This window comes from Streptomyces sp. NPDC005302 (genome assembly GCF_040607345.1).
In the GTDB taxonomy this organism is placed as follows: domain Bacteria; phylum Actinomycetota; class Actinomycetes; order Streptomycetales; family Streptomycetaceae; genus Streptomyces.
In genome coordinates this window covers 125,457-152,243 of the sequence record NZ_JBEXGN010000018.1, presented here as the reverse complement: position 1 = coordinate 152,243, position 26,787 = coordinate 125,457, and the positions used below count along the sequence as shown (strand labels likewise).

Below are 26,787 nucleotides of genomic sequence, written 5' to 3'. Positions count from 1 at the left end.
TCTGGACGGTCGGCACACGGCTGCTTCCGGAAGGGGCGTGCCCTTCCCTCCGCATCCGGCAAGCGCTTGCTACGGAGGTGCGTCATTGCGGCTCCCAACAGGCGGACGGACGACAGGAAGTGACTCTCAGCGGGTCGCGGTGACCCGGAACCGGGTGAACGTGGCGGCGCCGGCGTGCCCTCCGCCGTCCGGCGCGAGGGCGAAGAGCCCGAGCAGGGCGCCGACCCAGCGCCAGGGCGTCGCGGCGAAGACCTGCCCCGAGGGCTGCCGGCCGCCGCCGACGTCGCAGGAGAAGCGGCAGCGGGCGCCGGCCCCGATCTCGATCCACAGCCGGGCCCGGCCGTCCGGCGCCTCGCGCGCCGGGGCGGCGTCCCGCTCGGCGGTGCGCCGCTCCACGGGCGCGGCGGTCGCCCCGGGGGCGACCGGCTCGGCGAACCGGTGCACGAGCCGCACCGATCCGTCGGACTCCCGCTGCAGCCCGATCCAGCTGTAGGCGTCTCCGAGCACGGTGAGCCCGGCGCGGGCACCCGGCTCCTCGCTGTCGAGACGCAGTGCGACCTCGACGGCGGCGGACGCGCCGGGGAGCCGCTGGGTGAGGACGTGGGGAAGCGTGCGCAGGTCGTAGGGGTCGCGTACGTCGCACGGAGCGTGCGGGTCGTAGGGGGCGTGCGGGTCGTAGGGGGCGTGCGGGTCGTAGGGGGCGCGCGGGTCGCGTGCGCGGACGCAGCTGAGCCGGAGCCCGTCGCCGGAGTGCTGGGGCGCCCAGCCGTCCTGCGGGTTGGCGGTCCACTGCCACTGACGTCCGAAGCGGCCGCCGGGGAAGTCGTCGTCGGTCGCGGGCGCGGACGGCGGCTGGGACGGCAGGTCCGGCTTCCGGTGGGCGGCGACGGGGACGCCCGCGTCACCGAGGACCGGCCAGTTCCCGCCGTCGGCGCCATCACCGGCCCAGCGCATCGGCTGGAGGTGGACCACTCGTCCGTGGGCGCCGCGCTGCTGGAAGTGCAGGAACCAGTCCTCGCCCGTCGCCGTGCGCACCCAGCCGCCCTGGTGCGGGCCGTTGACCGGGGTGTCCCCCTGCTCCAGCACCACCCTCTCCTCGTAGGGCCCGAAGAAGCCGCGCGAACGGAGGACGCCCTGCCAGCCGGTCTCGACTCCCCCGGCCGGCGCGAAGATCCAGAACCAGCCGTCGTGCCGGTAGGCCTTGGGGCCTTCGAGGGTGAACCAGCCGGGGATGCGGTCGGCGTCGACGATCACCTTGCCCTCGTCGAGCAGCCCGCTGCCGTCCGGACGCATCCGGTGTCCGGTGAGCCGGTTCTTCACGCCCGCGCGGGACGCGGCCCAGGCGTGCACGAGATACGCCTCGCCGCTCTCCGCGTCCCACAGGGGGCAGGCGTCGATGAGCCCCTTGCCCTCCTTCACCAGGTGCGGCGGAGTCCAAGGGCCCCTGATCGCGGGGGCGTTGATCTGGAAGATGCCGTGGTCCGGGTCGCCCCAGAAGATCCAGAAGCGGTCGTCGTGGTGACGCAGGGAGGGCGCCCAGACCCCGCGGTCGTGCCGGGGACGGCCGAACTCGGCGGCCGGCTCCAGGCGTTGGAGGGCGTGGCCGACGAGCGTCCAGTTGACCAGGTCGCGCGAGTGCAGCAGAGGCAGCCCCGGCGCGCGGCCGAAGCTGGACGCGGTGAGGTAGAAGTCGTCGCCCACGCGGAGCACGTCGGGGTCGGACCAGTCGGCGTCGAGCACGGGGTTGCGGTAGGTGCCGTCACCCAGGTCGGCGGAGGGCAGGGCCATCAGGTGCTCACCGCCTTGCGCACCAGGGCCGCGACTGCGGCCCGGTCGGGCGTGCCGTCGGCGACGACCGTGACGATCCGGCGTACGAGCGTGTCACCGGCCGCGACGGTGAGCCGGCTCCGGTGGGCCAGGGAGGAACCGACGCCCGGGTACTGGGCGGTGCGCACGAACCACGGGTCGCGGCGCGTCCGTTCCGTCGCCCCGGCGAAGACGAGTGTCCAGCCGGCGCCGGCGAGCGCGAGCCAGTCCGCGGGGCGGGCGTGCACCGATTCCTCGCCCTCGGTGTCGGCGGTGAACACGCGCGGGGCGTGCGGCTCCTTGCGGGCCCGCCAGAAGAAGCCGCCGTATCCCGCGCCCGGCCGTCCGTTGGTGGCCGGGCTGCCGAGGGAGAGCGTCCGCGCCGTGACGTTCGTGAGCGCGAAGGTGAGGTCCAGCGCCCAGGCCGAGTCGGTGAGTTCGCCCGCCAGGACCGTACGGCGTTCGCTCAGCAGCTCGGTACCGGCGGCCGTCCAGCGCAGTTCCTCCACGAAGCCGCCGGGACCGCTCTCCCGGAAGGTGGTGTGCCGCTGGGCGCCGTGGTTGCCGAGTTCGGTGGGCCCCTGGTCGCGGACGTAGGTGCGACCGCCCCAGAAGTTGTGCCCCTCGACGTCGGGGACCGCGACACCGGCGCCGAGGTGGTGCGCGTGGTCGGTGGGACTCAGCTCGGTGACGAGCGCGCCGGCCAGGGTCGTGACCGGGTGGAGGTAGGGGCGCGGGGAGAGCCGGGCGGGCAGTTCGGGCCGGGTGACGTACCGGCCGACGGGGCGGCCCGCGGCGCTCAGGACGAGCGCGGTGTCGTTCATCCGGTGCTCACCTCTTTCGGGAGCGCCCAGGGGGCGCCCAGTTCGGAGTAGAGGGCGAGGGTGTCGGCGGCCGACGCGACGAGCGCGTCGATGCCGCGTACGGCACGGCGGTTCTCGGCGGGCAGCAGGTCCCAGGCTTCCGGCGGCAGGGCGACGGGCTCGGGAGCCCGCCGGACCGCTTCCAGGACCTTCATGAACGCGCCCGTCGACGCGGGCGGGACCAGGAGTTGGACGCCGTCCGTCAGATGTCCGACGAGGTTCTCCAGCAGGTCGGTGCGGCCGTACCCGGTCTCCTCCGGGCCGTGCCCCGACCGCTGCAGCAGGACCCGGTCCTGCTTGTACCAGAAGGTGATCCGGCCCCCCGTGCCGTGCACGACGACGTACGGTTCGCCCGGGTTCTCGGCGCAGAGCGTGGCCGCGACGGTGATGGCGCGCCCGGCGGTCGTCACCCGTACGCACGAGGTGTCGTCGGACTCGATGTCGTTGGCGCGCAGCAGCTCCATCTCGATGCCGGTGACGTCCTCGGCCCGGGTCGAGCCGTCCAGGGCGAGGGCGGTGGCGACGGCGTGGGCCAGCGGGTTCGTGAGCACACCGTCGACCACGTCCGCACCGTCGAGCCGCCGCCTGCCCGCCCACGGCGCGCGCCGGTAGTACGCCTCGTCCCGGGCCCAGGCCCCCGCAGCGCCGATGCCGGTCACCCGGCCGAGCGCGCCTTGGGCGATCAGCTCCCGGACGGCGGGGACGGCGTGCGAGCCGAGCGACTGGAAGCCGATCTGGCAGGCGACGCCCGCGGCGGCGACGCCGTCGGCCATCCGCAGGAACTCGGCGTAGGACGGCGCGGGCGGCTTCTCCAGGAGCAGGTGGACACCGCGGCGCGCGGCGGTCAGCGCCAGGCCGGTGTGGGTGGGGATGGGGGTGCAGATCACCGCGATCACGGCGCCGGTGGCGTCGAGCAGGGCGCCCAGGTCGGTGGACTGCTCGACGTGCTGCCCGTCGAGTTCCTCCGGGCCGAGCGGGGTCAGTTCGCACACGCCGGCCAGGCGTACGAGACCCTCGCGCTGGAGCCGGCGGATGTTGTCCAGATGCCGGTGGCCGTGGCCGCGGGCACCGGCGAGGACGACGGGGAGCGGGAGTCCGGTGGCCCGCCGGGGTGCCGGGCCGTCCGCGGGCGTGCGCCGCTCGGTTCCCCCGTCCACCTGCCCGGTCCGGCCGGGCCGCGCCGCGGACGTCATCCCTTCACCGCGCCCGCGCTGAACCCGGTGATCAGCCACTTCTGGATGAACGCGAAGACGACGACCACGGGGACGGCGGCGATGATGCCGCCCGCTGCGAGCGCTCCCAGGTCGACGCTGTCGGAGCTCATCAGGGTGTTGAGGCCCACCGGGATGGTCTGCTTGCTCTGGTCGCTGAGGAACATCAGGGCGAACAGGAAGTGGTTCCAGGCGTGCACGAAGGCGAACGAGCCGACGGCGATCAGCCCGGGCCGCAGCAGCGGCAGGACGACGATGCGAAAGGCGTCGAAGCGGTTGCAGCCGTCCACCCAGGCGGCCTCCTCCAGGGAGTACGGCACGTTCCGGATGAAGCCGCTGATCAGGATCATCGACAGCGGCAGCTGGAAGACGGTCTCGGCGATGACCACGCTGGCCAGCGAGTTGATCATCTGGAGCTTGGCGAAGATCTGGAAGAGCGGGACCAGGAGCAGGGCGCCCGGTACGAACTGGGAGCAGAGCAGCGCCAGCAGGAAGCCGCGCTTGATCCTGAAATCGAACCGGGCGAGCGCGTAGCCGCCGGCGAGCGCGACGAGGGTCGTCATCACCAGGGTGGCGACGGCGATGAGCACGCTGTTCTGGAAGTAGGTCCCGAAGCTGCGTTCGGTCCAGACCTTGTCGAAGTGGTCGAAGGTCATGGGCCAGGGCACGAGCGAGGTCGACCCGGCGGGGCGCAGCGCGAAGAGCAGGATCCAGTAGAAGGGGATCAGGGTGAAGAGCAGGTAGATGCCCAGGGGGACGTAGATGTGCCACCGGGGGACCTCGTCCCACGCGCGATGCCTGGTCCGCGCCTGGGGGCGGGGCGGCTCCTCCGCCGGCGGGGCGGGTGCGGCCGGGGCGATCGTCCCGGCGTCCTTGGTGATCACTTGTCCCCGCCTCCGAACTTGCTCAGCCGCAGATAGACGATCGAGCAGAACAGCAGAATCACGAACGCGACGGCGGTCAGGGCCGAGGCGTAGCCGAAGTTGTGGGCGTCGACGCTGGTGTTGGCGATGTAGAGCGGCAGGGTCGTCGTCTCCCCCGCGGGTCCGCCGCCGGTCAGCGTGTAGAGCAGGTCGACGTTGTTGAACTCCCACACCGCGCGCAGCAGCGTGGACAGGATGATCGCGTCCTTGAGGTGCGGCAGGGTGATGTGCAGGAACTGCCGGACCCGGCTCGCCCCGTCGACCTCGGCGGCCTCGTACAGGTCCTTGGAGACGGACTGGAGGTCGGCGAGGATCAGGATCGCGAAGAAGGGGACACCGCGCCACAGGTCGGCGACCACCGCCGCCGGGAAGACGGTGGAGGTGTCCGAGAGCCAGCTGGTGCCGTAGGAGCCGATGCCCGCGTCGGCGAGGTAACGGGTGATGCCCGTCTGGGAGTTGTAGAGCAGCACCCAGATCGCCGAGGTCAGCACCCCGGAGACGGCCCACGGCGAGAAGACCAGCGCGCGCCCGACGGCCCGTCCGACGAAGGTCTGGTTGACGATCAGCGCGAGCGCCAGGCCGAACAGCAGTTGGAGCCCCACCTCGACGACGACCCACTTCGCGCTGAAGGTGAGGGTGTCCCAGAACTGCGGGTCCGCGGTGAAGGCGTGCACGAAGTTGTCGAAGCCGGCGTATCCGTTGCGCCAGGGTTTGGTGGGGTTGTAGTTCTGCAGGCTGTAGTAGAAGACGCTGATGACGGGGTAGGCGATGAAGCCCAGCATCAGCAGCGCCGCCGGGGCGATCAGCAGATACGGGAGCCTGCGCGGGGTCGCGGAGGCACGGCGCCGCCGGGGTGGCGCGGGCGGTTTCGCCACGGCTGCGGCTTGGGCCATGACTGTTCTCCGTTCGCAGTGGGGCGAGTCGGGCGAGTACAACGGGTGCAGGAAGCGCTTGCTACGACCCCATGGGTCGAGCACTTCCACGTGCGGGTGCTGGTGCTGGTGCTGGTGCGAGTGCGGGTGTTGGTGCTGGTGCGAGTGCGGGGCCTCAGCCCGCGTACGGGTCCCGCACCGTGCCCGGCCGGGCCAGGAACGCGAAGTCGCAGCCGGTGTCGGCCTGGGTGATCTGCTCGGTGTAGAGCGCGCCGTAGCCGCGTTCGTACCGGGCGGGGGGCGGCGTCCACTCCGCCCGCCTGCGCTCCAGCTCCGTGTCGTCCACGTCCAGCCGGAGTGACCGCGCCTCGACGTCGAGGCTGATCGTGTCGCCGGTCCGCACGAGGGCGAGCGGGCCGCCGACGTACGACTCGGGTGCCACGTGCAGCACGCACGTGCCGTAACTCGTGCCGCTCATCCGGGCGTCGGAGATCCGCACCATGTCCCGGACGCCCTGCTTGAGCAGGTGCTCGGGGATGGGCAGCATCCCGTACTCGGGCATGCCCGGGCCGCCCTTGGGCCCCGCGCCCCGCAGCACCAGCACGGTGTCCGCGGTGATGCCGAGCGACGGGTCGTCGATGGTCCGCTGCATGGTGCGGTAGTCGTCGAAGACGACCGCGGGACCGGTGTGCCGGAGCAGGTGCGGCTCGGCGGCGATGTGCTTGATGACGGCGCCGTCCGGGCAGAGGTTGCCGCGCAGGACGGCCACCCCTCCCTCGGCCGCGACCGGGTCGTCCCGGGTGCGGATGACGTCGTCGTCGTGCACCCGCGCGTTCGCCAGTTGCTCGCGCAGGCTGTCGTGGGACACCGTGGGCCGGTCCAGGTGCAGCAGATCGGTGATCCGCGACAGGAACCCGGGCAGCCCGCCGGCGAAGTGGAAGTCCTCCATGAGGTACGTCCGTCCGCCGGGCCGCACGTTGGCGAGGACCGGCACTGTCCGGGCGATCCGGTCGAAGTCGTCGAGTGTGAGGGTGACACCGGCGCGTCCGGCCATGGCGATCAGATGGATCACGGCGTTCGTCGAACCGCCCAGGCCGAGCACCGTGGTCACGGCGTCCTCGAAGGCATCGGCGGTGAGGATCTCGCTCAACCGGCGGTCCCGGTGGACGAGTTCGACGATCCGGAGTCCGGCCGCGGCGGCCATCCGCTCGTGCCCCGAGTCGACGGCGGGGATGCTCGACGCGCCCGGCACGGTGACGCCGAGGGCCTCCGCCGCGGCCGTCAGGGTGGACGCCGTGCCCATCGTCATGCAGTGTCCGGGTGACCGCGCGAGCCCGCTCTCCAGCTCGGCCATCTCGCAGTCGCCGATGAGTCCGGCACGCCGGTCGTCCCAGTACTTCCACATGTCGGTTCCGGAGCCCAGGACTTCGTTGCGCCAGTGGCCCGGGAGCATCGGTCCGGCCGGCACGAAGACCGTCGGCAGGTCGACCGAGGCCGCCCCCATGAGCAGCGCCGGAGTCGACTTGTCGCAGCCGCCCATCAGGACCGCCCCGTCGACCGGGTACGACCGCAGCAACTCCTCCGTCTCCATGGCGAGGAGGTTGCGGTAGAGCATCGGGGTCGGCTTCTGGAAGGTCTCGCTGAGCGTGGACACGGGGAATTCCAGCGGGAACCCCCCGGCCTGCCACACGCCCCGCTTCACGGCCTGCGCGCGCTCGCGCAGGTGGACGTGGCAGGGGTTGATGTCGGACCAGGTGTTGAGGATCGCGATCACCGGCTTGCCGAGGTGTTCCTCCGGCAGGTAGCCGAGCTGGCGGGTCCGGGCCCGGTGGCTGAACGAGCGGAGCCCCTCGGTGCCGTACCACTGATGGCTGCGGAGGTCCTCGGGCCGCTTCACAGGGGCCATCCGGCGGCTATGGCGGCGACCTCGGAGCGCTCGCTCTCGGCCAGCGGCCGGCTCGGCGGGCGCACGTCGCGGCGGCACAGACCGAGCGAGGCCAGAGCCTCCTTGACCACGGTCACGTTGTTCGCGGAGGCGTTCGCCCCGCGCAGCTCCTCGAAGCGGCGGATCTGCTCCCAGACCTTCATCGCGGCCGGGTAGTCGCCGGACCGCAGTGCTTCGATCATGTTCAGCGAGAGGGTCGGGGCGACGTTGACCAGGCCCGAGGTGAAGCCGGTGGCTCCGGCCGAGAAGTAACCGGGCGCGTACGGCTCGGCGAGTCCGGCCACCCAGACGAACCGTTCCAGCCCGGCGTCCCGCGCGAAGGCGGCGAAGCGGGCGGCGTCGGGGACGGCGTACTTGACTCCGATGACGTTCGGGCAGGCGTCGGCGAGTTCGGCGAGCCGCTCGCCCGGGAGCAGCGGGTTGCGGATGTACGGCACGACGCCCAGGGCGGGCACGGACTCGGCGACGGCCCGGTGGTAGTCGACCCAGCCGCCCTCGGAGACGTAGGGATGGACGGGTTGGTGGACCATCACCATCCCGGCACCGAGGGCGGCGGCATGCCGGGCGGAGGCGACGGCGGTCGGCACGTCGTGGCCGACACCGGCCAGCACGGCCGCTCGGTCACCGGCCTCCTCGGCCGTCAGCTCCATGACGGTCCGGCGCTCCTCGGGCGTGAGGGCGTAGAACTCGCCGGTGTTGCCGTTGGGGGTGAGGGTGCGGACCCCGCCGTCGATCAGCCGGCGCAGCAGGGCCCGGTGGGTGTCGCGGTCGATCGTGCCGTCCTCGGCGAACGGCGTCACGGGGATCGCCACGACCTCGGCGAGGGCCGACCGCTGGGTCTCGAACGTCGCTGTCATTCCTGTCCGTCCTCCGCCCGGCCCTGCGGGAAGGCCCGTCGCACGAACGACGCGATGTGGGAGTGCAGCGCTCCGGCCGCACCGTCGGCGTCGCCGTCGAGCGCGAGCCGCAGGATCTCCCGGTGCTCGCTCGCCTCCCGGTCCCAGGACGGGTCGGCCGCCCAGGCGACCGCCGAGACGAGTGCCGCCTGGTCGCGGACCTCGTCGAGCATCCGGCCGAGCAGCGGATTGCCGCAGGGCACGTACAGGGCGCGGTGGAACTCCCGGTTGGCGAGGGAGCGTTCCGCGGTATCGGTGGCGCCGTCGGCGCGGGTCAGCGCGTCGCGGGCGGCGTCGAGGGTGGCACCGAGGCGCACCGACCGGCGCAGTGCCTCGGGTTCGAGGAGCAGCCGCACGTCGTACACCTCGCGCGCCATGTCCGCGTCGACCATGCGCACCGTGACGCCCTTGTACTGGTTCATCACCACGAGCCCGGTGCCGGCCAGGGTCTTGAGCGCCTCGCGCACGGGTGTCTTCGAGACACCGAACTGTGCGGCGAGGTCGGTCTCGACCAGGGCCGCCCCCGGGGGCAACTGCCCTGTGAGGATGCGGTGTTTGATCCCGTCCAGCACGACCTGGGTGCGGGACGGGATCGGGGTGGGCGTGGGCACAGCCGTCATGCGCGCCTCTCGTATCTCACATATCGCGTCTCATATATGACGTACGAAGTACGACGCGTTGAAGGTAGGAGAGGCACCCGGCCCCGTCAACACTTCTGACAGGAAAACCGGTTGGGGGTTCCGGAACGGTCCTAGGGGGTCCAGCCGGGGTCGCGGCCGCTGAGACCGATCACGCGGTCCAGGAAGGGCGCGCCGTCGGGCACCGGGACCACGGGGCCGAAGATGCCTCCGCCGCCCGTCGGGTCCTCGGCCACGGCGGCGAGGAAGGTGTGCGCGGCCTGCAGGGCCGCCTCGTCGGGGACGTAACTCCGGCCGGTGGCGCGGGCGAGGTCCCAGCCGTGCACGACCAGTTCGTCGGCGACCACGGCAGCCGCCACCGGGCCCGGCAGGCTCACTCCTCCCGCCCGGGTCGTGCCGGTCCAGGCCTCCGGGTCCCGCCAGGCGTCGGCGAGTTCGTCGAGCGCCTTCGGCAGGGCCTCGCGCCAGTCGGGCCCGATGTCGGGCAGCGCGGAGTCCGGGGCGGTGTCGGTCGACGCGCCCAGGTCCTTCCGCGCGGCGTCGCGGAAGGCGACGGACAGGCCCGTCAGGTGTCCCAGGAGGTGGTGCACCGCGTAGTCCGGGCACGGGGTGGCACCGTCGAGGTGGGCGTCCGTGACGCCCTCCGCGAGACGCGCCACGATCAGGGCCTGCGGCCCGAGGTCGAAGGTCTGGCCGGTCATCCGCTTCTCCTTGGCATGTACGTTCCCGGGGTCTCCGGGGACGTGGGTCCACTCCTGATGTGGACCCCGTTCGCACGCGGAACTCATCGGTTCCCCGACGGCGGCCCCCGCCCGGACCTCCGGGGTGTCGGCCGGACGGCCCAGCGCCGACGGGCCGCTCCGCCGTATGCAGCAGCGGCGCGGGCGGACGGCGGAGACGGGATCGAAGCTGAGCGTGCTCCGGCCTCCGTGCGACCCGGCCCGAGCGTGCTCCGGCCTCCGTCCGACTCGGGAGAACCCCCATGCCTTCGTCACCCCTGTCCCGCCGCCCCCGATTGCGCGTGCCGCTCGGCGCGCTGCTCGCCGCCGCCTGTCTGACCGGCGTGGTGTCCGCACCCGCCGGCGCGGACGCCGCCGCACCCGCCGGCCGTGACCACGACCGCGCGCTGCGCGAGCAGCTCGACGGCCTGGTGCGCAGCCCCGGCGGCCCGCCCGGTGTCATCGCCGTGCTGCGCCGTGACGGCGACACCCGCGTCGTGCGTGCCGGTGTGGCGGACCTCGAAAGCGGCCGCCCCGTCTCTCCCGACGACCACATGCGGATCGCCAGTACGGCGAAGGCGTTCAGCGGCGCCGTCGCACTGCGTCTCGTCGACAAGGGCGCGCTCCGGCTCGACGACACCATCGGGCGCAGGCTGCCGTCGCTGCCGAAGAAGTGGCACGCGGTCACCCTGCGCCAGTTGCTGAACCACACCAGCGGGCTGCCCGACTACACGCGGAGCCCCGAGTTCATCAAGATCCTCACCGCCGATCCGCATCACCGCTTCGACTCGCGGCGGCTCCTCGACTACGTGGCCGGCGAACCCCTGCTGTTCCGTCCGGGATCGCGGTACGCGTACTCGAACTCCGACAACATCGCCGTCGCGCTGATGGCCGAGGCGGTGACCGGCAAGCGCTACGAGGATCTGCTGCGCGGCCTCGTCTACCGGCCTCTCGGCCTGCGCGACACGAGCCTTCCGCAGGGCTACCGGCTGCCCGAGCCGTACATGCACGGCTACGACGTCGAGCCTCCCAACCCTCCGGAGGACGTCAGCGAGGTGCTCAGCGCCTCGGGCGTGTGGGCGTCGGGCGGCATCGTCTCGACCCCGGCGGACATGACGCGGTTCGTCCGCGGCTATGCGAGCGGGTCCCTCGTCTCCCCCGCCACCCTGCGCGAGCAGCGCCGGTGGGTCGACGGCGCCTCGGAGCCCGCGGGCCCCGGCAGGAATGCCGCGGGCGAGGCGATCTTCCGCTACACCACCCGCTGCGGCGTGGTCCTCGGCCACACCGGCAACTTCCCCGGCTACACCCAGCTGATCGCGGCGACGCCCGACGGCCGGCGGTCGCTCACGTTCTCCCTCACCACCCAGGTGAACAAGGAGACCAAGCCGGAACTGCTGGCGAAGCTGCGCACGGTCGAGGAGAACTTCGTCTGCTCGCTGCTGCGCGACTGAGAGTTCTCCGGCCCTCGGGATAGGGCAGTTGCCCGATCCCGTCGCGGTCGCCTTATGACCACGATCACCTGCCATGACATGGACAGGAGCGCGTGTTCTGGGTGACCGCGACGCCGGGCTGTATCTGGCCGCGGTCGTCGTCTCCGGGTTCGGGACGTCGGCGATGTGGCTGGTCGCGGGCGTCTGGGTGAAGGACCTGACGGGCTCGGACGGGCTGGCCGCGCTCTGCGTCTTCGCCCTCTGGGCCCCCACGCTGGCCGGCCCCGCGCTCGGCACCCTCGCCGACCACACCCGCCGCCGCCCGCTGCTCCTCGGCACGAACCTCCTGCTGGCCGCCCTGCTGCTGGTGCTGTACGCCGTGGACGGCCCGGGCACCCTGTGGATCCTGTTCGGAGTGCTCCTGGTCTACGGCGCCGTCGGCGTCGTCCAGGACGCCGCCGAGTCCGCCCTGCTGGCGACGGCGCTCGACGGGGGCCTCCTCGGGGACTTCAACGGCCTGCGCATGACGGCCAACGAGGGCATGAAGCTGCTGGCCCCGCTCGTCGGGGCGGGCCTCTACGCGGCGTACGGCGGGCCCCGCGTCGCCCTGCTGGACGCGGTGACGTTCGCGCTGGCGGCGGGGGTGTACGCCCTGCTGCGGGTGCGCGAGACGCCGCCGTCGAGGGACCCGGGGCCCGCCGAGAGCCTGCGGGCACGGACCGCGGAGGGCGTCCGCCATCTGCGCCGGCACCCCCGCCTGTGGCCGCTGGTCCTCGCCGGGGGGACGACCATGCTCTTCGCCGGGATCAACGGCGCCACGGTGTACGCGGTGGCCGAGGGCCTCGGTCACTCCCCCGCCTTCGTCGGGCTGCTGTACGTCGCCCAGGGTGCCGGGTCCGTGACCGTCGGGCTGCTGTCCGGGACGTTGCTGCGCAGGCTCGGCGAACGGCGGTTCGCCGCCTGCGGGATCGCGCTCACCGCCGTCGCGGTCGTCCTGCGGGCCGTTCCGCTCGACGCGGTGGCGCTCGCCTGCAGTGCGGGGGTGGGGCTCGGACTGCCGTGTGTGCTGGTCGCCGCGTTCACGGCGGTGCAGCGCGAGACCCCGGCGGAGCTGCTGGGGCGGGCGTCCGCCTCCCTGAACACCCTGCTGTACGCGCCCAACGCCGTCGGGCTCGCCCTCGGCGCGGGGCTCGTCGAACTCGTCGACTACCGGGTTCTGCTGCCCGTGCTGGGGGTGGCCCGGCTCGTGACGCTCGGGCCTCTCCTCCGGGGTGTCCGCGCGCCGGTGCGGGGGTGAGCAAACGGCGGTGTTCCACCCTCTCCGCCCGCGCCCCGTCCCCCGGATCTGAGCCCCGGACCCGTTCCGCGGACGCCCGAGGCGTTCACGCGAGGCCCGCCAGCGCCTGGCTCACCCTCTCCAGGTCCTGGTCCGATGCCAGACCCGCGTGATACAGGCGCAGTTCGGTGGCGCCCTCTTCGGCCGCGCGGGCCGCGTCGGTGCCGAGGGTGTCGGGGTGACCGCCCATTCCGGACACCACGGTGAAGTTGGCGGCGATGACCTGTCCGGGCGCGGCCGTCTGCGCGAACGGGGCGAGCAGGCCGGTGCCTCCGGCGCACGGCACGACCACGCCGTCCGCCACGGAGAGGATGTGCCGCGGATCGACACCGGCGTTGGCCCCGCAGTGGAAGGAGACGGGGTCGGCGTGCAGCAGGATCCGGAAGCCCGGGGGCGCGACGGAGCGTACGGCCCTGACCGTCTCCTCCTGGAGCGAGCGTGCCACCGCGTCCCGCCAGGCGCGGGTGGCCGCGGCCGTCTCCGCCCCGAGGAGCTTCTCCACTCCGGCCCAGCCTCCGTCGGACGGGGCGCCACGCCACACCGGGTCCAGCGCGCCGCGCACGAAGGACGCCAGCGCCTCGGCGTCCAGGCCGTGCCGGTCGTACCCGTCGGCGCACGCGGCACAGAAGCAGAGCGACATGAGGTAGTGGCCGGAGTCCCCGAGCGGGACGCCCCCGGTCTTGTCGTGGGCGTGCAGATGGGCGAGTCCGTACCAGCCGAGCGACTCCAGTTCCGTACCGGCGGCGCCGGGGCGGACCGCGGCCTCCTTCGCCAGGCCGGTCAGGTAGGCGCGGGTGCCGGGCTGGGCGATGCAGGGGGCCCACGGGTAGCGGTCCCCGTAGGCGTTGACGACCGAGGTCGACGGATGTTCCTGTCCCATACGGGAGTTGTGCGCGAGGACGACCCAGGTGTGCACGTCGAGTCCGGCGCCGGCGAGCGCGTCCGCGGCCTCGCCGTACGCGTCACCGGGCGCCCAGTCCCCGGCCGGCTCGGGGCGCAGGGCGCGTTCCGCCCAGCGGGCCTCGTCCAACGGGTAGAGCACGGCGGCGTGTTCGGCGGTGACGACGCGGTGCCGGGGGTGGCGCGGGGTCAGCGCGCGGGTGGAGTGGTAGGCGGAGGCCAGCGTCACCTGTCGTACGCCGAGCGCGGCGGTCCTCGCCGCGGCCTCCGGGTCTCCGTTGACGTCCCACGGGTACAGGAACGCGGACGCCCTCACATCTCCTCCAGCAGCGCGTACCCGCGGTCGGTGAGCTGGGCGAGCTGCTTCACGTGGTCCTCGGTCGGCTCGTGCAACGGGGGCCGTACCTCGCCGACGTCGAGGCCGCGCAGCCGGACCCCTGCCTTGACGAGGGCGACCGCGTAACCGCGGCCCTGCGCCCGCAGGTCGACGAAGGGCCGGTAGAAGCCGTCCAGCAGCCGGTTCACCGTCGTGTCGTCCCCGGAGTTCAGCGCCCGGTGGAAGGCCAGGGCGATCTCGGGGGCGAAGCAGAAGACCGCCGAGGAGTAGAGCGTGATGCCCACGCCCCGGTAGGCGAGTCCGGTCAGTTCGGCGGTCGGCAGGCCGTTGAAGTAGAGGAACTCGCCGGGCACCTCGGCGCGGACGGCGCTCACGGTCCGCTGGATCAGGTCCAGGTCGCCGAGGCCGTCCTTGAAGCCGATGATCCCGTCGGTGCGGGCGAGTTCGACCACGCTCTCGGGGGTGAAGACGGCGTTGTCGCGCTGGTAGACGATGACGTCCAGCGAGGTGGCGGCGGCGACCTCCCGGTAGTGGCGCAGCAGGCCCTCCTGCCCGGCGACCACGAGGTAGGGCGGCATGGCGAGCAGCCCGTCGGCCCCGGCGGCTTCGGCGAGGCGTGCGTAGCGGACGGCGAGGGCGGTGCCGTAGCCGGCGCCCGCGATCACCGGCACCCGTCCCGCGGTCGCCTCGACGGCGGCCCGCACGCACGCCTCGAACTCCTCGGGCGTGAGCGCGTGGAACTCGCCCGTGCCGCAGGCCGCGAAGACCGCCGCGGCTCCGGCCTCGACGCCGCGCCGCACGTGCTCCCGGTAGACGCCGAGATCGACGGCGCCGTCGGGACCGTACGCGGTGACGGGGAAGAACAGCGGCCCGCTGGGGATTTTCAGCCGGGCGGCGAGAGGGGCTGACGTCACGGACTCTCCCTAAAAAGGTGCCCACCGAGTGCACGCTTCTGATCCACGTCTATATTTCTGAACGCGCCCACGCTAAGCCGCCACCTCCGGGCCGGTCAAGCGCGCAAACGCGCAACACGGAGGCGGATTTCCCCCGTCCGCGCGACACTTGACGCAGCACGTCAACGATCCTTAGCGTGTCCACGGATGTGAATCTCGTACACGAATACGGCCGCCTGGCGGACGCCCCGCCGACCGCCCGACGGAGCCCCCGCCCCGGCACACCGGCCCGCACCGAGGAGACCCCCGCATGCCCGCTCCCCGCACCGTTCTGCTCACCGGCGCCGCCGGCGGACTCGGCACCCTGATGCGCGGACTGCTGCCTCGGTACGGCTACGAGCTCCGGCTGCTCGACATGCTCCCCGTCGAGGGCGAACCCGGCGCGATCACCGCCGACCTCGCCGACCGGGCGGCACTGCGCGAGGCCGTACGGGGTGTCGACGCGATCGTCCACCTCGCGGGGATCTCCCTGGAGGCCTCCTTCGACAAGATCCTCCGGGCCAACATCGAGGGGACCTACAACCTGTACGAGGCCGCGCGCGAGGAGGGCGTACGCCGGATCGTCTTCGCCTCCTCCAACCACGCGGTGGGCTTCACCCCACGCCCCCAGGGCGACGATCCGCTGATCCCGGTCGACACCCCGCGCCGCCCGGACACCTTCTACGGCCTGTCCAAGTCGTTCGGCGAGGACCTCGCCCAGCTCTACTGGGACAAGCACGCCCTGGAGACCGTCTCGGTGCGCATCGGCTCCTGTTTCGCCGAGCCCAGCAGCGTGCGCATGCTGTCCGTCTGGATGAGCCCCGAGGACGGCGCCCGGCTCTTCCACGCCGCCCTCACCGCCGAGGACGTGGGGCACACCGTCGTCTACGGCTCCTCCGCCAACACCCGCCTGTGGTGGGACCTCTCGACCGCCCGGGCCCTCGGCTACGAACCGCGCGACGACTCCGAACCGTACGCCGAGAAGCTCATCGCCGAGCAGGGCGACCTCGACCCGGACAACCCGGACCACGCCCACCTGGGCGGCCACTTCACCACGCACCCGCCAATCTGGCCGTACTGACACGGCAGCCGGGGGGTGAGACGGCGGGCGGGCACCGAACGGGCCCGCCCGCCTCCCTGTTCGGGCACGGACCCTGCCCGATCACACCCCCGCACACGCTCCGCCCCAGGTCGACCGCCGACGACGGCGAGGCCGAACGGGCACAGCCGGGCAGGATCGGGCAGGCAACAGACCTGGTCAGTGGCCGACACCCGCTGTAGAACTTCCCTCAAGGGCTTCACCGGGCCCGAACGGGCAGTGCGCGACGGAGCGCGAGGGAGCGGGTGAGAGCCATGACGGCGGAAGAACGGCAGCGGGAGATCGTCCGGGTCGCGCGCCGCACGGGCTCGGTCGACGTCACCGAACTCGCCGGCACCCTGGGCGTCGCGAAGGAGACCGTACGGCGCGACCTGCGCACCCTGGAGGACCACGGCCTGGTACGCCGCACGCACGGCGGCGCCTACCCCGTGGAGAGCGCCGGCTTCGAGACCACCCTCGCCTTCCGCACCACGAGCCACGTGCCCGAGAAGCGCCGGATCGCAGCCGCGGCGGCCGAACTGCTCGGGGACGCCGAGACCGTCTTCGTCGACGAGGGGTTCACCCCGCAGCTCATCGCCGAGGCGCTCCCCCGCGACCGGCAGCTGACCGTCGTCACCGCCTCCCTCGCCACGGCGGGCGCGCTCGCCGAGGCCGAGAACACGAGCGTCCTGCTGCTCGGCGGCCGGGTCCGGCCCGGCACCCTCGCCACCGTCGACCACTGGACGACGAAGATGCTCGCCGGCTTCGTCATCGACCTGGCCTTCATCGGCGCCAACGGCATCTCCCGCGAACACGGCCTCACCACCCCCGACCCGGCCGTCAGCGAGGTCAAGGCGCAGGCGATCAGGGCATCCCGGCGCACCGTCTTCGCCGGGGTGCACACCAAGTTCGGCGCCGTCAGCTTCTGCCGGTTCGCCGACATCAGCGCCCTGGAGGCGATCGTCACGAGCACGCTGCTCCCGGCGTCCGAGGCGCACCGCTACTCGCTACAGGGACCGCAGGTCCTGCGCGTCTGACAACCGAACCACCGCGCCGCACATCCATCCCCCCGGGGCACCCCCATGCCCCGCACCGCCCGTTGTCTCCCCATTCCTCCAGGAGTGATCCATGCGAACCCCGAGCCGACGGAGGCCGCGCGCACTGCTCGCCGCGGCCGCCGCAGGGACGCTGCTCACCCCGCTCCTCTCCGGCTGCTGGGCCGGAGCGGGCGGGGCGGGCTCCGGCGGGAACTCCATCAACGTCCTGATGGTGAACAACCCGCAGATGGTCGAGCTGCAGAAGCTCACCAAGGCCCACTTCACCAAGGACACCGGCATCAAGGTGAACTTCACCGTCCTGCCGGAGAACGACGTCCGCGACAAGATCAGCCAGGACTTCGCCAACCAGGCCGGCCAGTACGACGTCGCCACGCTGTCCAACTACGAGATACCCATCTACGCCCGCAACGGCTGGCTGCACGAGATGGACTCCTACGTCGCCAAGGACGGCGCGTACGACGAGCAGGACATCCTCAAGCCCATGCGGCAGTCGCTGACCGCCGACGACGGCAAGCTCTACGGGCAGCCGTTCTACGGCGAGTCGTCCTTCCTCATGTACCGCAAGGACGTGTTCGCCGCGAAGGGCCTGAAGATGCCCGCGCACCCCACCTGGCAGCAGGTCGGCGACCTCGCGGCCCGGGCGGACGGCGCCGAGTCCGGAATGAAGGGCATCTGCCTGCGCGGCCTGCCCGGCTGGGGCGAGATCATGGCGCCGCTCACCACCGTCGTGAACACCTTCGGCGGCACCTGGTTCGACAAGAACTGGCAAGCACGCCTGAACTCCCCCGAGTTCGAGAAGGCCACCAAGTTCTACGTGAACCTCGTCCGCGAGCACGGCGAGTCCGGCGCCGCCCAGGCCGGCTTCGCCGAGTGCCTCAACAACATGACGCAGGGCAAGACCGCCATGTGGTACGACGCCACCTCCGCCGCGGGCCTCCTGGAGGCCAAGGACTCCCCGGTCAAGGGCAAGCTCGGCTACGTACCCGCGCCGGTCGAGAAGACCGACTCGTCCGGCTGGCTCTACACCTGGGCCTGGGGCATGCAGAGGGCCTCGCACAACTCGGACAAGGCCTGGAAGTTCATCTCCTGGGCCTCCGGCAAGCAGTACGAGCAACTGGTCGGGGACACCGCCGGCTGGTCCGACGTACCGGCGGGCAAACGCGCCTCCACCTACACCAACGCCGCCTACCGCAAGGAGGCCGCGGCCTTCCAGGACACGACCCGCGCGGCCATCGAGGGCGCCCGGCCCAAGGACCCCGGCGTCCAGCCGCGCCCCGCTCCCGGCATCCAGTTCGTCGGCATCCCCGAGTTCACCGACCTCGGCACCAAGGTCTCGCAGGAGATCAGCGCGGCCATCGCCGGACGCCAGTCCGTCGACGCGGCCCTGAGCAAGTCCCAGAAACTCGCCGAGAAGATCTCCAAGGAGTACGAGGGACGATGACCGCCACGACAACGGCCCGCGTGGCCGCTCCACCCGTACGCACCCTCGGACAACCGTCGGCCCGGCTGCGCGCCTGGGCCAGACGCGGACCGCTGCTCCCGGCCCTGATCTTCATGATCGTGGTGACCCAACTCCCCTTCGTCGCCACCCTGGTGATCTCGTTCTTCGACTGGAACGCCCTCTACCCGAAGGCCCGCCACTTCACCGGCTTCGGCAACTACTCGGACGTCCTGACCGACGCCGACCTGCGGCACTCCGTCTGGACGACGGTCCTGCTGACCGTCACCGTCGTCCTCGTCAGCCTCGTCCTCGGTCTGGCCCTCGCCCTGCTCCTGGACCGCAGGTTCCGGGGCCGCGGCATCGTCCGTACGCTGCTGATCGCCCCGTTCCTGGTCGTCCCGGTCGCGGCGGCCCTGCTGTGGAAGCACGTGCTCTACAACCCCGAATACGGCCTGCTCAACGGGCTGTTGCACTACGTGGGCGGGCCGCAGCCCGACTGGATCTCGGGCACCCCGCTGATCGCGGTCGAGGCATCGCTGGTCTGGCAGTGGACGCCGTTCATGATGCTCATCCTGCTCGCCGGCCTCCAGAGCCGCGACCACCAGCAGATGGAGGCGGCCCAGGTCGACGGGGCGAGCCCCTGGCAGGTCTTCCGCTATCTGACCCTGCCGCACCTGCGCCGCTACCTCGAACTGGGCGCGCTCCTCGGCTCGATCTACATCGTCCAGAACTTCGACGCGGTGTTCACCCTCACCTCCGGCGGACTCGGCACCGCGAACCTGCCGTACACCGTCTACCAGAGCTTCTACCAGGCCCACGAGAACGGCCTCGCCTCGGCCGCCGGCGTCCTGGTCGTCATCGGCTCGATCATCATCGCGACCTTCGCCCTGCGCGTCGTGTCGTCCCTGTTCCGCGAGGAGGCGTCCCGCTGATGAGTACCACCGCGACGAACGCCCGCCCCCGCCGCACCAGGGGAGCCGGCCTGGGCCTGGCGGCCTGGGCGCTCGGCATCGTGTTCTTCCTGCCCATCGCCTGGATGGCGCTGACGTCCTTCCACTCCGAGTCCGACGCGGCCAAGAACCCGCCCGCGTTCGGCGCCGCGCTCACCCTCGACGGCTACCGGGACTTCTTCGGGACGGGCGGCGGCGCGAGCCCCTGGCCCGCGCTCATCAACTCCACGGTGGCGTCGGTCGTCTCCACCCTGTGCGTCCTGCTCCTCGCCCTCCCGGCGGCGTACGCGCTCTCCATCCGCCCGGTGAGGAAGTGGACCGACGTCCTGTTCTTCTTCCTGTCGACCAAGATGCTCCCCGTCGTGGCGGGCCTCCTGCCGATCTACCTCTTCGCCAAGAACACCGGCATGCTGGACAACATCTGGCTGCTGGTCATCCTCTACACCTCCATGAACCTGCCGATCGCGGTGTGGATGATGCAGTCCTTCCTCGCCGAGGTCCCCGTCGCGGTGATCGAGGCGGCGCAGATCGACGGGGCCCGGCTGCCGACCGTCCTCGCCCGCGTGGTCGCCCCCATCGCCCTGCCGGGCATCGCCGCGACCGCCCTGATCTGCTTCATCTTCAGCTGGAACGAGCTGCTCTTCGCCCGGGTGCTCACGGGCGTGGTCGCCGAGACCGCCCCCGTCTTCCTCACCGGATTCATCACCAGCCAGGGCCTGTTCCTGGCCAAGGTGTGCGCCGCGTCGCTCGTCGTCTCCCTGCCGGTGCTCGCCGCGGGGTTCGCCGCCCAGGACAAACTGGTCCAGGGCCTGTCGTTGGGAGCCGTGAAATGAAGGCCGCAGTCATCGAGTCCGTCGGCCGTGCCGTCGTCGCCGAGGTCCCGGACCCGACCCCCGGCCCCCGCGAGGTCGTGGTCGAGGTCGCCGCCTGCGGCCTGTGCGGCACCGATCTGCACATCCTCCAGGGCGAGTTCGCGCCCAAGCTGCCGATCGTGCCCGGCCACGAGTTCGCGGGCGAGATCGTCGGCGTCGGCACCCAGGTCACCGAACTCTCCGTCGGCGACCGGGTGGCGGTCGACCCGTCCCTGTACTGCCACGAGTGCCGCTACTGCCGTACGGGCCACAACAACCTCTGCGAACGCTGGGCCGCGATCGGCGTGACCACCGCGGGCGGCGCCGCCCAGTACGCGACCGCTCCCGTCGCGAACTGCGTGAAGCTCCCCGAGCACGTCCGCACCCAGGACGCCGCCCTCGTCGAACCGCTCTCCTGCGCCGTGCGCGGCTACGACGTCCTGCAGTCCCGGCTCGGCGCCCACGTCCTCATCTACGGCTCCGGAACCATGGGCCTGATGATGCTGGAGCTCGCCAAGCGCACCGGCGCCGCCAGCGTCGACGTCGTCGACCTCAACGCGGAGCGCCTCGCCACCGCCCGGCGACTGGGCGTCTCCGGGTCGGCGCCGAACCCCGACGAGCTGGACCGGCCGCAGGGCTGGGACCTGGTCATCGACGCGACCGGGAACGCCGCCGCGATCCAGGACGGCCTGGACCGGGTCGCCAAGGCCGGCACCTTCCTCCAGTTCGGCGTGGCCGACTACGCCACCCGGGTGACCATCGACCCGTACCGCATCTACAACCAGGAGATCACCATCACCGGCTCGATGGCCGTGCTGCACAGCTTCGAGCGCGCGGCGGAGCTCTTCGCCACCGGAGTCCTCGACCCGTCGGTCTTCATCAGCGACCGCCTCCCCCTGACCAGCTATCCCGAGGCCCTGGAGCAGTTCGCCTCGGGCGTCGGACGGAAGATCGTCGTCGTGCCCTGACCCCGGATCCGAGCGGCGGGGGCGTCTTCGGGGGCGCCCCCGTAACTCACTCTTTGGTAAGGGAACGGTAAAGCGCCTCCGCTCGTTACCCCAGTCATGACAGCTATGACCCCCGGCTCGAACATCCCTCTCCCCGTCTCGCGTGTGACGGTGGACGTCACCGCCCCGGTGCGGCTCGACGTGTCGAGCCTGCTGCTCACCGCCGACGGCAAGGTGCGCTCCGACGAGGACTTCATCTTCTACAACCAGCCCACCGGCCCCGGTGTGACCTACCGCTCCGGCGGCGGCACGGCGCCGGACGCGATCACCGTCGACACCGCCGCGGTCCCCCCGGGCATCGAGAAGATCGTCGTCACCGCGAGCCCGGACGCCGCGGGCCAGTCCTTCCAGGGCGTCGAGCCCACCGCCACCATCCGCAACGCGGACGACAACACGGTGCTGGCCACCTTCACCCCGCCCCAGCTGGGCACCGAGACGGCCCTGGTGATCGTCGAGGTCTACCTCCGCAACGGCGCGTGGAAGGCCCGCGCCGTCGGCCAGGGGTACGCGAACGGCCTTGCGGGCATCGCCACGGACTTCGGCGTGAGCGTGGAGGAGCCCGCTCCGGCCGCGCAGCCGGCCCCCGCACCGCAGGCGCCCGTGACGCCCCCGGCACCGGCCGCGGACCCCCGCCTCTCCGCCCCGCCCGCCCCGGCCACGCCCCCGGCGCCCCCCGCCGCGGCACCGGGCGCCGGCAAGATCAACCTCGACAAGGGCCGGGTCAGCCTCCAGAAGAACCAGACGGTGTCCCTGGTCAAGGGCGGCCGTCCCTTCCTCGCCCAGGTCCAGATGGGACTCGGCTGGGAGCCCGCGTACCGCGGCAAGGACATCGACCTGGACGCCTCGGTCATCGCGTACGGCCCGCAGCGCAACCACATCGACAGCTGCTACTTCGGCAAGCTGTCGATCGTGAACGGCGCGATCAAGCACTCCGGGGACAATCTCACCGGTGAGGGCGGCGGGGACGACGAGGTGATCACCGTCGACCTCGGCCGCCTCCCCCAGGAGGTCACCGGCCTCGTCTTCACGGTCAACTCCTTCTCGGGCCAGAAGTTCACCGAGGTCGCCAAGGCGTACTGCCGCCTCATCGACGCCGCCACCGGCGAGGAGCTCGTCCGCTTCGACCTCACCAACGCCGAGGCGCAGACGGGCGTGATGATGGCGAAGCTGATCAAGCAGTTCTCCGGGGAGTGGGAGATGACCGCCATGGGCGAGTTCGTCAAGGGCCGCACGGTCCGCGGCATGGTCAAGCCGGCAGCCCAGTCCCTCTGACCCGGGCAACGTGTCGACCCCGGAGGCGGGACTCATCTCCCGCCCCCGGGGTCCCGGCGACACACCCCAACCGTCTCTCGCCCCCTCCGCCCCTACCCGACCCGTCCCCGGGGCTCCGCCCCAGACCCCGCTCCTCAAACGCCGGAGGGGCTGAAATTCACGCCCGCACCCGGCACCCGGCGAAAGGGACGCACCCCGGCCACGCACGGCCCGCATTCGGCGTCCGGCGGGAGGGGCCGTGCCGGTACATCACATGCCCGTCGCTTACGCCCGGATCGAGCAGCTCCCGCCTCTCGACCACCGTCTGATTCAGCGGCGACGGGCGGATGTACCGGCACGGCCCCGACCCACCCACCGGACCGGAGCCGAAGCCCAGGCCGGAGCCGATACCGAGGCCGGAGGCACCCGGAACGCCCGGCGCGCAGCCGCCCTCACGCCACCGCCCACGGCCAGTCCGCGTCCCGCGCCGACTCCAGCAGCGGCACCAGCCGGAAGGCCGCGTCCGAGAGACCGCCGAACGTGTGCCGGTTCCCCTTCCCCGAGGGACCGTGCCCCGCGCGGTACCCCGCGAGGTTCCAGGTGTAGACCGGCACATCCGCCGGCACCTGCTCGGTCGGGTCACCGAACGAGCTGTGCGCGGCCTGCTCGTCGGTGACGATGAGCACCCGGTCGTGCGACCGGTAGTGCGCCCGCACCGCCTCACTCGTGTTCGTACCCCCGAGGTCCCCGAACCGCTCGAGTACCTTCAGCACCGACTCCCCCGCCCGGAACCGCACCCGCTTGTTGCTCGTGCCGAACTCGACGAGGTCCGCGTCCGCCGCCCGCAGGGCCAGCGCCGTACCGAAGATCGCCGCCGCGTCGGCCCGGTTGAGCTCGGAGCGGTCGGACAGCCGCGAGTAGAACATCGAACCCGACCGGTCGACGAGCACCAGCGTCCGCCCCGGCAGCGCCGGCACGTTGGCCAGCGAGTGCCCGAGCGCCTGCTCCAAGGGATACGCCCAGCGCAGCGACGGCGCGTGCTGGTACGCGGCGAGGTACCGGAACGGGAACTGCCGCGAGCGGGCGACCTCAACCGGGTCGCTGATCTTCGCGGCGACCCGCGCCGCCACCTCGTCGCTCACACCCGCCTCGTCGAAGTTCCGCAGATTGCGGACCAGTGCCATCGCCCCCATGGAGGGGATGACGGCCTCCCAGGCCGCCTTGTCCATGGGCCCCTGGAGCCAGCCGGCCAGCGCCTCCCAGGTCACGCCCGCGTCGGCGAGCCGCCGCGCGCCGTCCGGACCGGTGACCACCGCGCGCCGCTCGGCGGACGGCAGCGCCATCAGCTCGCGGTGGGCGACGAGCGCGGACAGGGACGTGGGGACCTCGGCCCGCTCCGGGTTGTGGCGCCGGTCCAGCGCGTACCGGAACAGGTCGCCCTGCCACGGCTTCGCCGGATCGGGCGCCGCGTGCACGAGGTTGAGGATGTCACCGAAGCGGTAGCCCTTGGACGCGGTGTCGTACTTCAGCAGGGACTTGGTGCCGTAGAGACGGCGGACGGCGTCGGCGACGCCCCGCTTCACGGGCTTGGGCACGTTGCGGCCGTACCGGGACGTCCAGTAGGCGAGCAGCTCGCCCGGCTCGTCGGGGCGGCGCAGCACGGAGTCGACGACCTGCCGGTTGGCGGGGCCGTCGGTGACGCCCGCGTCGAGACGCGCCTTGACGTACTCGGCGGCGCCGACGATCGAAGCCGTGCGGAGGTTGCCGTCGGCGCGCAGCCAGCCGAGCAGGGCCGCCGTCCAGGACGGGTCGGAGACGGCCAGCTCCCGTACGAGCGTGGCGAACCGGTCGTCGCGGGCGGAGCCGGTCTCGTGGAAGGTCTGCTGCGACACGAAGTTGCCGATCGCGTGCAGGAAGAGCTCGGAGCGGGCGTCGCGCTCGTGTCCCCGGCCGCCCTGGTGGGTGCGCAGGATGCGGCCGGTGGAGGTCACGCGCGAGGTGGGCTGCGCCTTCGCGGTGCGGATGTTGAAGCGTGCCATGGTGAATTCCCCCGAATTCAGAAGAGTTTCGGAGGGAGGCACAGCAAATGGAGGGTGCCCGAGATCAGGAGTCGGCGACGGAAATTGCCAGATGCTCTACCGTTTGAGCTACACCGACCCGAAGTCGATGACGGGATTCGAACCCGCAACCGTCCGATCCAGAAGGAACCGTTGCCTGCGCACCGGGCACCCACCATGAACTGCGCCTCCCGAGATCAAGTCGGCTGCGGCGTGGATTCTTTGGAAGAGAAGTAGCCGCGGCCCGCGCACCGGGAGGTGCATGAAGTTGTGGTGTCCAGAGTTCAGGTCGGCGGAACCGACGTAGGTGCTCTTACCCCTGAGCTACACCGGCGCGTTGTGCCGGTGACGGGACTCGAACCCGCGGCCGCCCCATTATGAGTGGAAGTAGGTCCTGCCTTCGCACCTGGACGTTCATCACTTTAGGCAGGCGGCCGCGAGTCGGGCGAGCGAATTAAACGCCGGTGAATACGGCGGGAGTTCAGCCGCGCTTCTGCCGCTTCCAGGGCCCCGTGATGGCGAGCATGATGCCCGGCACCTGGATGTTGGCGTAGAGGGTCCGGCCGTCGGGTGAGAAGGTGACGCCGGTGAACTCGCTGTACTCGGGGTCCTCGGCGGTGCCGATGTTGAGTTCGTTGCGGGCGATCGGGTACGTCCGGCCGCTCTCGGTGGCGCCGAAGAGGTGCTGGACGCCTTCGCCGTCCTCGGCGATGACGAGGCCGCCGTACGGGGAGACGGTGATGTTGTCGGGCCCGTCGAAGTTTCCGTCCACGGACGGGTCCGGGTTCACGCCGATGAGGACCTTCAGCGTCAGGGTGCGGCGCTTGGGGTCGTAGAACCAGACGGCGCCGTCGTGGGCCAGGCCCGGGCTCTCGGTGCGGGCGTAGGAGGAGACGATGTAGACCCCGCCGTCGCCCCACCACATGCCTTCGAGCTTGCGGGCGCGGGTGACCTGGCCGTCGGTGAACTGCTTGCGGACGGACACCGTCCTGGCGTCACGGTCGGGGACGTCGACCCAGTCCACGCCGTACACCGTGCCGATCTTCGTGGCGCGGGAGAGGTCGTCGACGTAACGGCCGCCGGAGTCGAAGCACTTGAAGGCCTGGAGCGAGCCGTCGGTGTCGCCGAGCGTACGAAGCTTCCCGTGGCCGTGCTCGAAGCCCTGCGGGGGCGTCCAGCGGTACAGCAGGCCGTTGGGGCCGGACGCGTCCTCGGTGAGGTAGAGACGGCCGCGCTTGGGGTCGACGACGACGGCCTCGTGCGCGTAGCGGCCGAGCGCCTTGACCGGCTTGGGGTCGCGGTTGCGGCGGCGGTCCTCGGGGTCGACCTCGAAGACGTAGCCGTGGTCCTTGGTGAACCCGTTGGTGCCGGCCTTGTCCTCGGTCTCCTCGCAGGTGAGCCAGGTGCCCCACGGGGTGTTGCCACCCGCGCAGTTGGTGGCGGTGCCGGCGATGCCGACCCACTCGGCCACCTTGTCCCGGCGTACCTCGACGACCGTGCAGCCGCCCGCGGCCGCGGGGTCGTAGACGAGCCCCTCGGTGAGCGGCACGGGGTGGGGCCAGTTGGCGCGCGGGCCGGCCAGTTCATGGTTGTTGACGAGGAGGGTGGCGCCGCGCGGGCCGCTGAAGGTGGACGTGCCGTCGTGGTTGGAGGGGGTGAACTCGCCCGACTCCAGCTTGGTCTTTCCGCTGTGCGTGATCACGCGGTAGGTGAACCCGGCGGGCAGCGAGAGAAGGCCCTCGGGGTCGGTGACGAGCGGCCCGTAGCCGACGCCGCCGTGTCCGTGCCCGTGCCGGTCCTCCTCGGATTCCGTGGCCTGCGTGTCCGTCTCGGTGGCCGCGAGCGCGTTGGGAGCGGTGGCGAGAGCGCCTACGCTGCCGACCAGGGCCACGCCTGCACCGGTGATCGCGGACTGTCTGGCGAAGTCCCTGCGGGTGAGCGACATGTGATGTCTCCTGTGACGGTGGACTCGGGCTGCCGTGGGGGGCGGGTGGCGACCTCGTACGCGGCCACACCGTCCCGCCCCCGCCTGAACGCGAGTTGAACGCGCGCCGACTTCAGGGGTCCCGCTTCCATGAATCCACCCACCCGGCGCATCCGGAACACCCAGCTCCGTGCCGGGCCCGCCCCGGAAGGGGGGCTCCCACACACCCACCCGCCGCGATCCGGCCGCTCGGCTCGTCGTCCGAGGCCCCGGGTCCTCACCGGGACGAGGGCCTCGTACAGGCGCTGTCGCCCGCGGCCCGGAGGTGTGCGGCCGCGCGTCAGCGGCAGCCCGCCCTCGGC

Annotated in this window: 22 protein-coding genes and 1 tRNA gene; 9 read left to right on the top strand and 14 right to left on the bottom strand. The window is 72.0% G+C overall.

Annotation, left to right across the window (positions count from 1 at the left end):
• Window positions 1–126: 126 nt before the first annotated feature.
• The 9 genes from ABZT74_RS25205 to ABZT74_RS25165 all read right to left on the bottom strand — a co-directional run bounded on the left by ABZT74_RS25205 (window position 127) and on the right by ABZT74_RS25165 (window position 9,855).
• Window positions 127–1,788 carry a family 43 glycosylhydrolase gene (locus tag ABZT74_RS25205; RefSeq protein WP_356438314.1) on the bottom strand — a complete coding sequence of 554 codons (1,662 nt, stop codon included), beginning with the start codon at window positions 1,786–1,788 and terminating at the stop codon, window positions 127–129.
• Window positions 1,788–2,630 carry a PmoA family protein gene (locus tag ABZT74_RS25200; RefSeq protein WP_356438311.1) on the bottom strand — a complete coding sequence of 281 codons (843 nt, stop codon included), beginning with the start codon at window positions 2,628–2,630 and terminating at the stop codon, window positions 1,788–1,790. The genes ABZT74_RS25205 and ABZT74_RS25200 overlap by 1 nt, the downstream gene beginning before the upstream one ends.
• The gene (locus ABZT74_RS25195) at window positions 2,627–3,862 is read right to left on the bottom strand and encodes a Gfo/Idh/MocA family oxidoreductase (RefSeq protein WP_356438308.1); all 1,236 of its coding nucleotides are present in this window, start codon (window positions 3,860–3,862) and stop codon (window positions 2,627–2,629) included. The genes ABZT74_RS25200 and ABZT74_RS25195 overlap by 4 nt, the downstream gene beginning before the upstream one ends.
• A complete protein-coding gene (locus ABZT74_RS25190) occupies window positions 3,859–4,764 on the bottom strand; it encodes a carbohydrate ABC transporter permease (RefSeq protein ID WP_355876509.1) in 906 nt (301 codons plus the stop codon). The genes ABZT74_RS25195 and ABZT74_RS25190 overlap by 4 nt, the downstream gene beginning before the upstream one ends.
• On the bottom strand, window positions 4,761–5,696 hold the full coding sequence (locus ABZT74_RS25185; protein ID WP_355876506.1) for a sugar ABC transporter permease: 936 nt from the start codon (window positions 5,694–5,696) through the stop codon (window positions 4,761–4,763). Before ABZT74_RS25185 ends, ABZT74_RS25190 begins: the two co-directional genes overlap by 4 nt.
• Window positions 5,697–5,850: 154 nt before the next feature.
• The gene (gene araD, locus ABZT74_RS25180) at window positions 5,851–7,581 is read right to left on the bottom strand and encodes an L-arabinonate dehydratase (RefSeq protein WP_356438305.1); all 1,731 of its coding nucleotides are present in this window, start codon (window positions 7,579–7,581) and stop codon (window positions 5,851–5,853) included.
• The gene (locus tag ABZT74_RS25175; RefSeq protein WP_356438302.1) at window positions 7,569–8,477 is read right to left on the bottom strand and encodes a dihydrodipicolinate synthase family protein; all 909 of its coding nucleotides are present in this window, start codon (window positions 8,475–8,477) and stop codon (window positions 7,569–7,571) included. Before ABZT74_RS25175 ends, araD begins: the two co-directional genes overlap by 13 nt.
• A complete protein-coding gene (locus ABZT74_RS25170) occupies window positions 8,474–9,136 on the bottom strand; it encodes a GntR family transcriptional regulator (protein ID WP_356173975.1) in 663 nt (220 codons plus the stop codon). The genes ABZT74_RS25175 and ABZT74_RS25170 overlap by 4 nt, the downstream gene beginning before the upstream one ends.
• Before the next feature lie 131 nt (window positions 9,137–9,267).
• Complete coding sequence (locus tag ABZT74_RS25165) at window positions 9,268–9,855, bottom strand: TIGR03086 family metal-binding protein (RefSeq protein ID WP_356438299.1); 588 nt, start codon at window positions 9,853–9,855, stop codon at window positions 9,268–9,270.
• Between the two features lie 281 nt (window positions 9,856–10,136).
• On the opposite strand from ABZT74_RS25165, the gene ABZT74_RS25160 reads away from it, so the two are divergent.
• A complete protein-coding gene (locus ABZT74_RS25160; protein ID WP_356438296.1) occupies window positions 10,137–11,324 on the top strand; it encodes a serine hydrolase domain-containing protein in 1,188 nt (395 codons plus the stop codon).
• Between the two features lie 73 nt (window positions 11,325–11,397).
• Window positions 11,398–12,600, top strand: coding sequence for an MFS transporter (locus tag ABZT74_RS25155; RefSeq protein ID WP_356438293.1), 1,203 nt, complete (start codon window positions 11,398–11,400; stop codon window positions 12,598–12,600).
• 85 nt (window positions 12,601–12,685) lie between these two features.
• On the opposite strand, the gene ABZT74_RS25150 is transcribed toward ABZT74_RS25155, so the two are convergent.
• Together ABZT74_RS25150 and ABZT74_RS25145 are read right to left on the bottom strand one after the other, a co-directional pair.
• Complete coding sequence (locus ABZT74_RS25150; RefSeq protein ID WP_356438290.1) at window positions 12,686–13,855, bottom strand: hypothetical protein; 1,170 nt, start codon at window positions 13,853–13,855, stop codon at window positions 12,686–12,688.
• Window positions 13,852–14,790 (bottom strand): 5-dehydro-4-deoxyglucarate dehydratase, encoded by a 939-nt coding sequence (locus ABZT74_RS25145; protein ID WP_356173961.1) that lies wholly within the window; start codon window positions 14,788–14,790, stop codon window positions 13,852–13,854. The genes ABZT74_RS25150 and ABZT74_RS25145 overlap by 4 nt, the downstream gene beginning before the upstream one ends.
• A 289-nt stretch (window positions 14,791–15,079) precedes the next feature.
• Between ABZT74_RS25145 and ABZT74_RS25140 the strand changes: the two genes are divergently transcribed.
• From ABZT74_RS25140 to ABZT74_RS25110, 7 genes are all read left to right on the top strand, one after another.
• Window positions 15,080–15,889 carry an NAD(P)-dependent oxidoreductase gene (locus tag ABZT74_RS25140; protein ID WP_356438286.1) on the top strand — a complete coding sequence of 270 codons (810 nt, stop codon included), beginning with the start codon at window positions 15,080–15,082 and terminating at the stop codon, window positions 15,887–15,889.
• 263 nt (window positions 15,890–16,152) lie between these two features.
• Window positions 16,153–16,923 carry a DeoR/GlpR family DNA-binding transcription regulator gene (locus ABZT74_RS25135; protein WP_356438283.1) on the top strand — a complete coding sequence of 257 codons (771 nt, stop codon included), beginning with the start codon at window positions 16,153–16,155 and terminating at the stop codon, window positions 16,921–16,923.
• Between the two features lie 91 nt (window positions 16,924–17,014).
• A complete protein-coding gene (locus ABZT74_RS25130; RefSeq protein WP_356438280.1) occupies window positions 17,015–18,385 on the top strand; it encodes a sugar ABC transporter substrate-binding protein in 1,371 nt (456 codons plus the stop codon).
• A complete protein-coding gene (locus ABZT74_RS25125) occupies window positions 18,382–19,317 on the top strand; it encodes a sugar ABC transporter permease (RefSeq protein WP_355876469.1) in 936 nt (311 codons plus the stop codon). The genes ABZT74_RS25130 and ABZT74_RS25125 overlap by 4 nt, the downstream gene beginning before the upstream one ends.
• Window positions 19,317–20,168: a carbohydrate ABC transporter permease gene (locus ABZT74_RS25120; RefSeq protein ID WP_356438276.1), complete on the top strand. Its 852-nt coding sequence runs from the start codon at window positions 19,317–19,319 to the stop codon at window positions 20,166–20,168. Before ABZT74_RS25125 ends, ABZT74_RS25120 begins: the two co-directional genes overlap by 1 nt.
• The gene (locus ABZT74_RS25115) at window positions 20,165–21,154 is read left to right on the top strand and encodes a zinc-dependent alcohol dehydrogenase family protein (RefSeq protein ID WP_356438273.1); all 990 of its coding nucleotides are present in this window, start codon (window positions 20,165–20,167) and stop codon (window positions 21,152–21,154) included. The genes ABZT74_RS25120 and ABZT74_RS25115 overlap by 4 nt, the downstream gene beginning before the upstream one ends.
• A gap of 105 nt (window positions 21,155–21,259) precedes the next feature.
• Window positions 21,260–22,465: a TerD family protein gene (locus ABZT74_RS25110; RefSeq protein ID WP_356438344.1), complete on the top strand. Its 1,206-nt coding sequence runs from the start codon at window positions 21,260–21,262 to the stop codon at window positions 22,463–22,465.
• A gap of 431 nt (window positions 22,466–22,896) precedes the next feature.
• Here ABZT74_RS25110 and ABZT74_RS25105 read toward each other — a convergent pair whose 3' ends face one another.
• The 3 genes from ABZT74_RS25105 to ABZT74_RS25095 form a co-directional block, all read right to left on the bottom strand.
• Entirely contained in the window at window positions 22,897–24,483 is a 1,587-nt protein-coding gene (locus ABZT74_RS25105; RefSeq protein ID WP_356438270.1) for a TROVE domain-containing protein, read from the bottom strand.
• A 361-nt stretch (window positions 24,484–24,844) separates the two neighbouring features.
• A tRNA-Met gene (locus ABZT74_RS25100) sits at window positions 24,845–24,914 on the bottom strand.
• 68 nt (window positions 24,915–24,982) lie between these two features.
• Window positions 24,983–26,446 carry an alkaline phosphatase PhoX gene (locus tag ABZT74_RS25095; RefSeq protein WP_356438267.1) on the bottom strand — a complete coding sequence of 488 codons (1,464 nt, stop codon included), beginning with the start codon at window positions 26,444–26,446 and terminating at the stop codon, window positions 24,983–24,985.
• Window positions 26,447–26,787 lie beyond the last annotated feature (341 nt).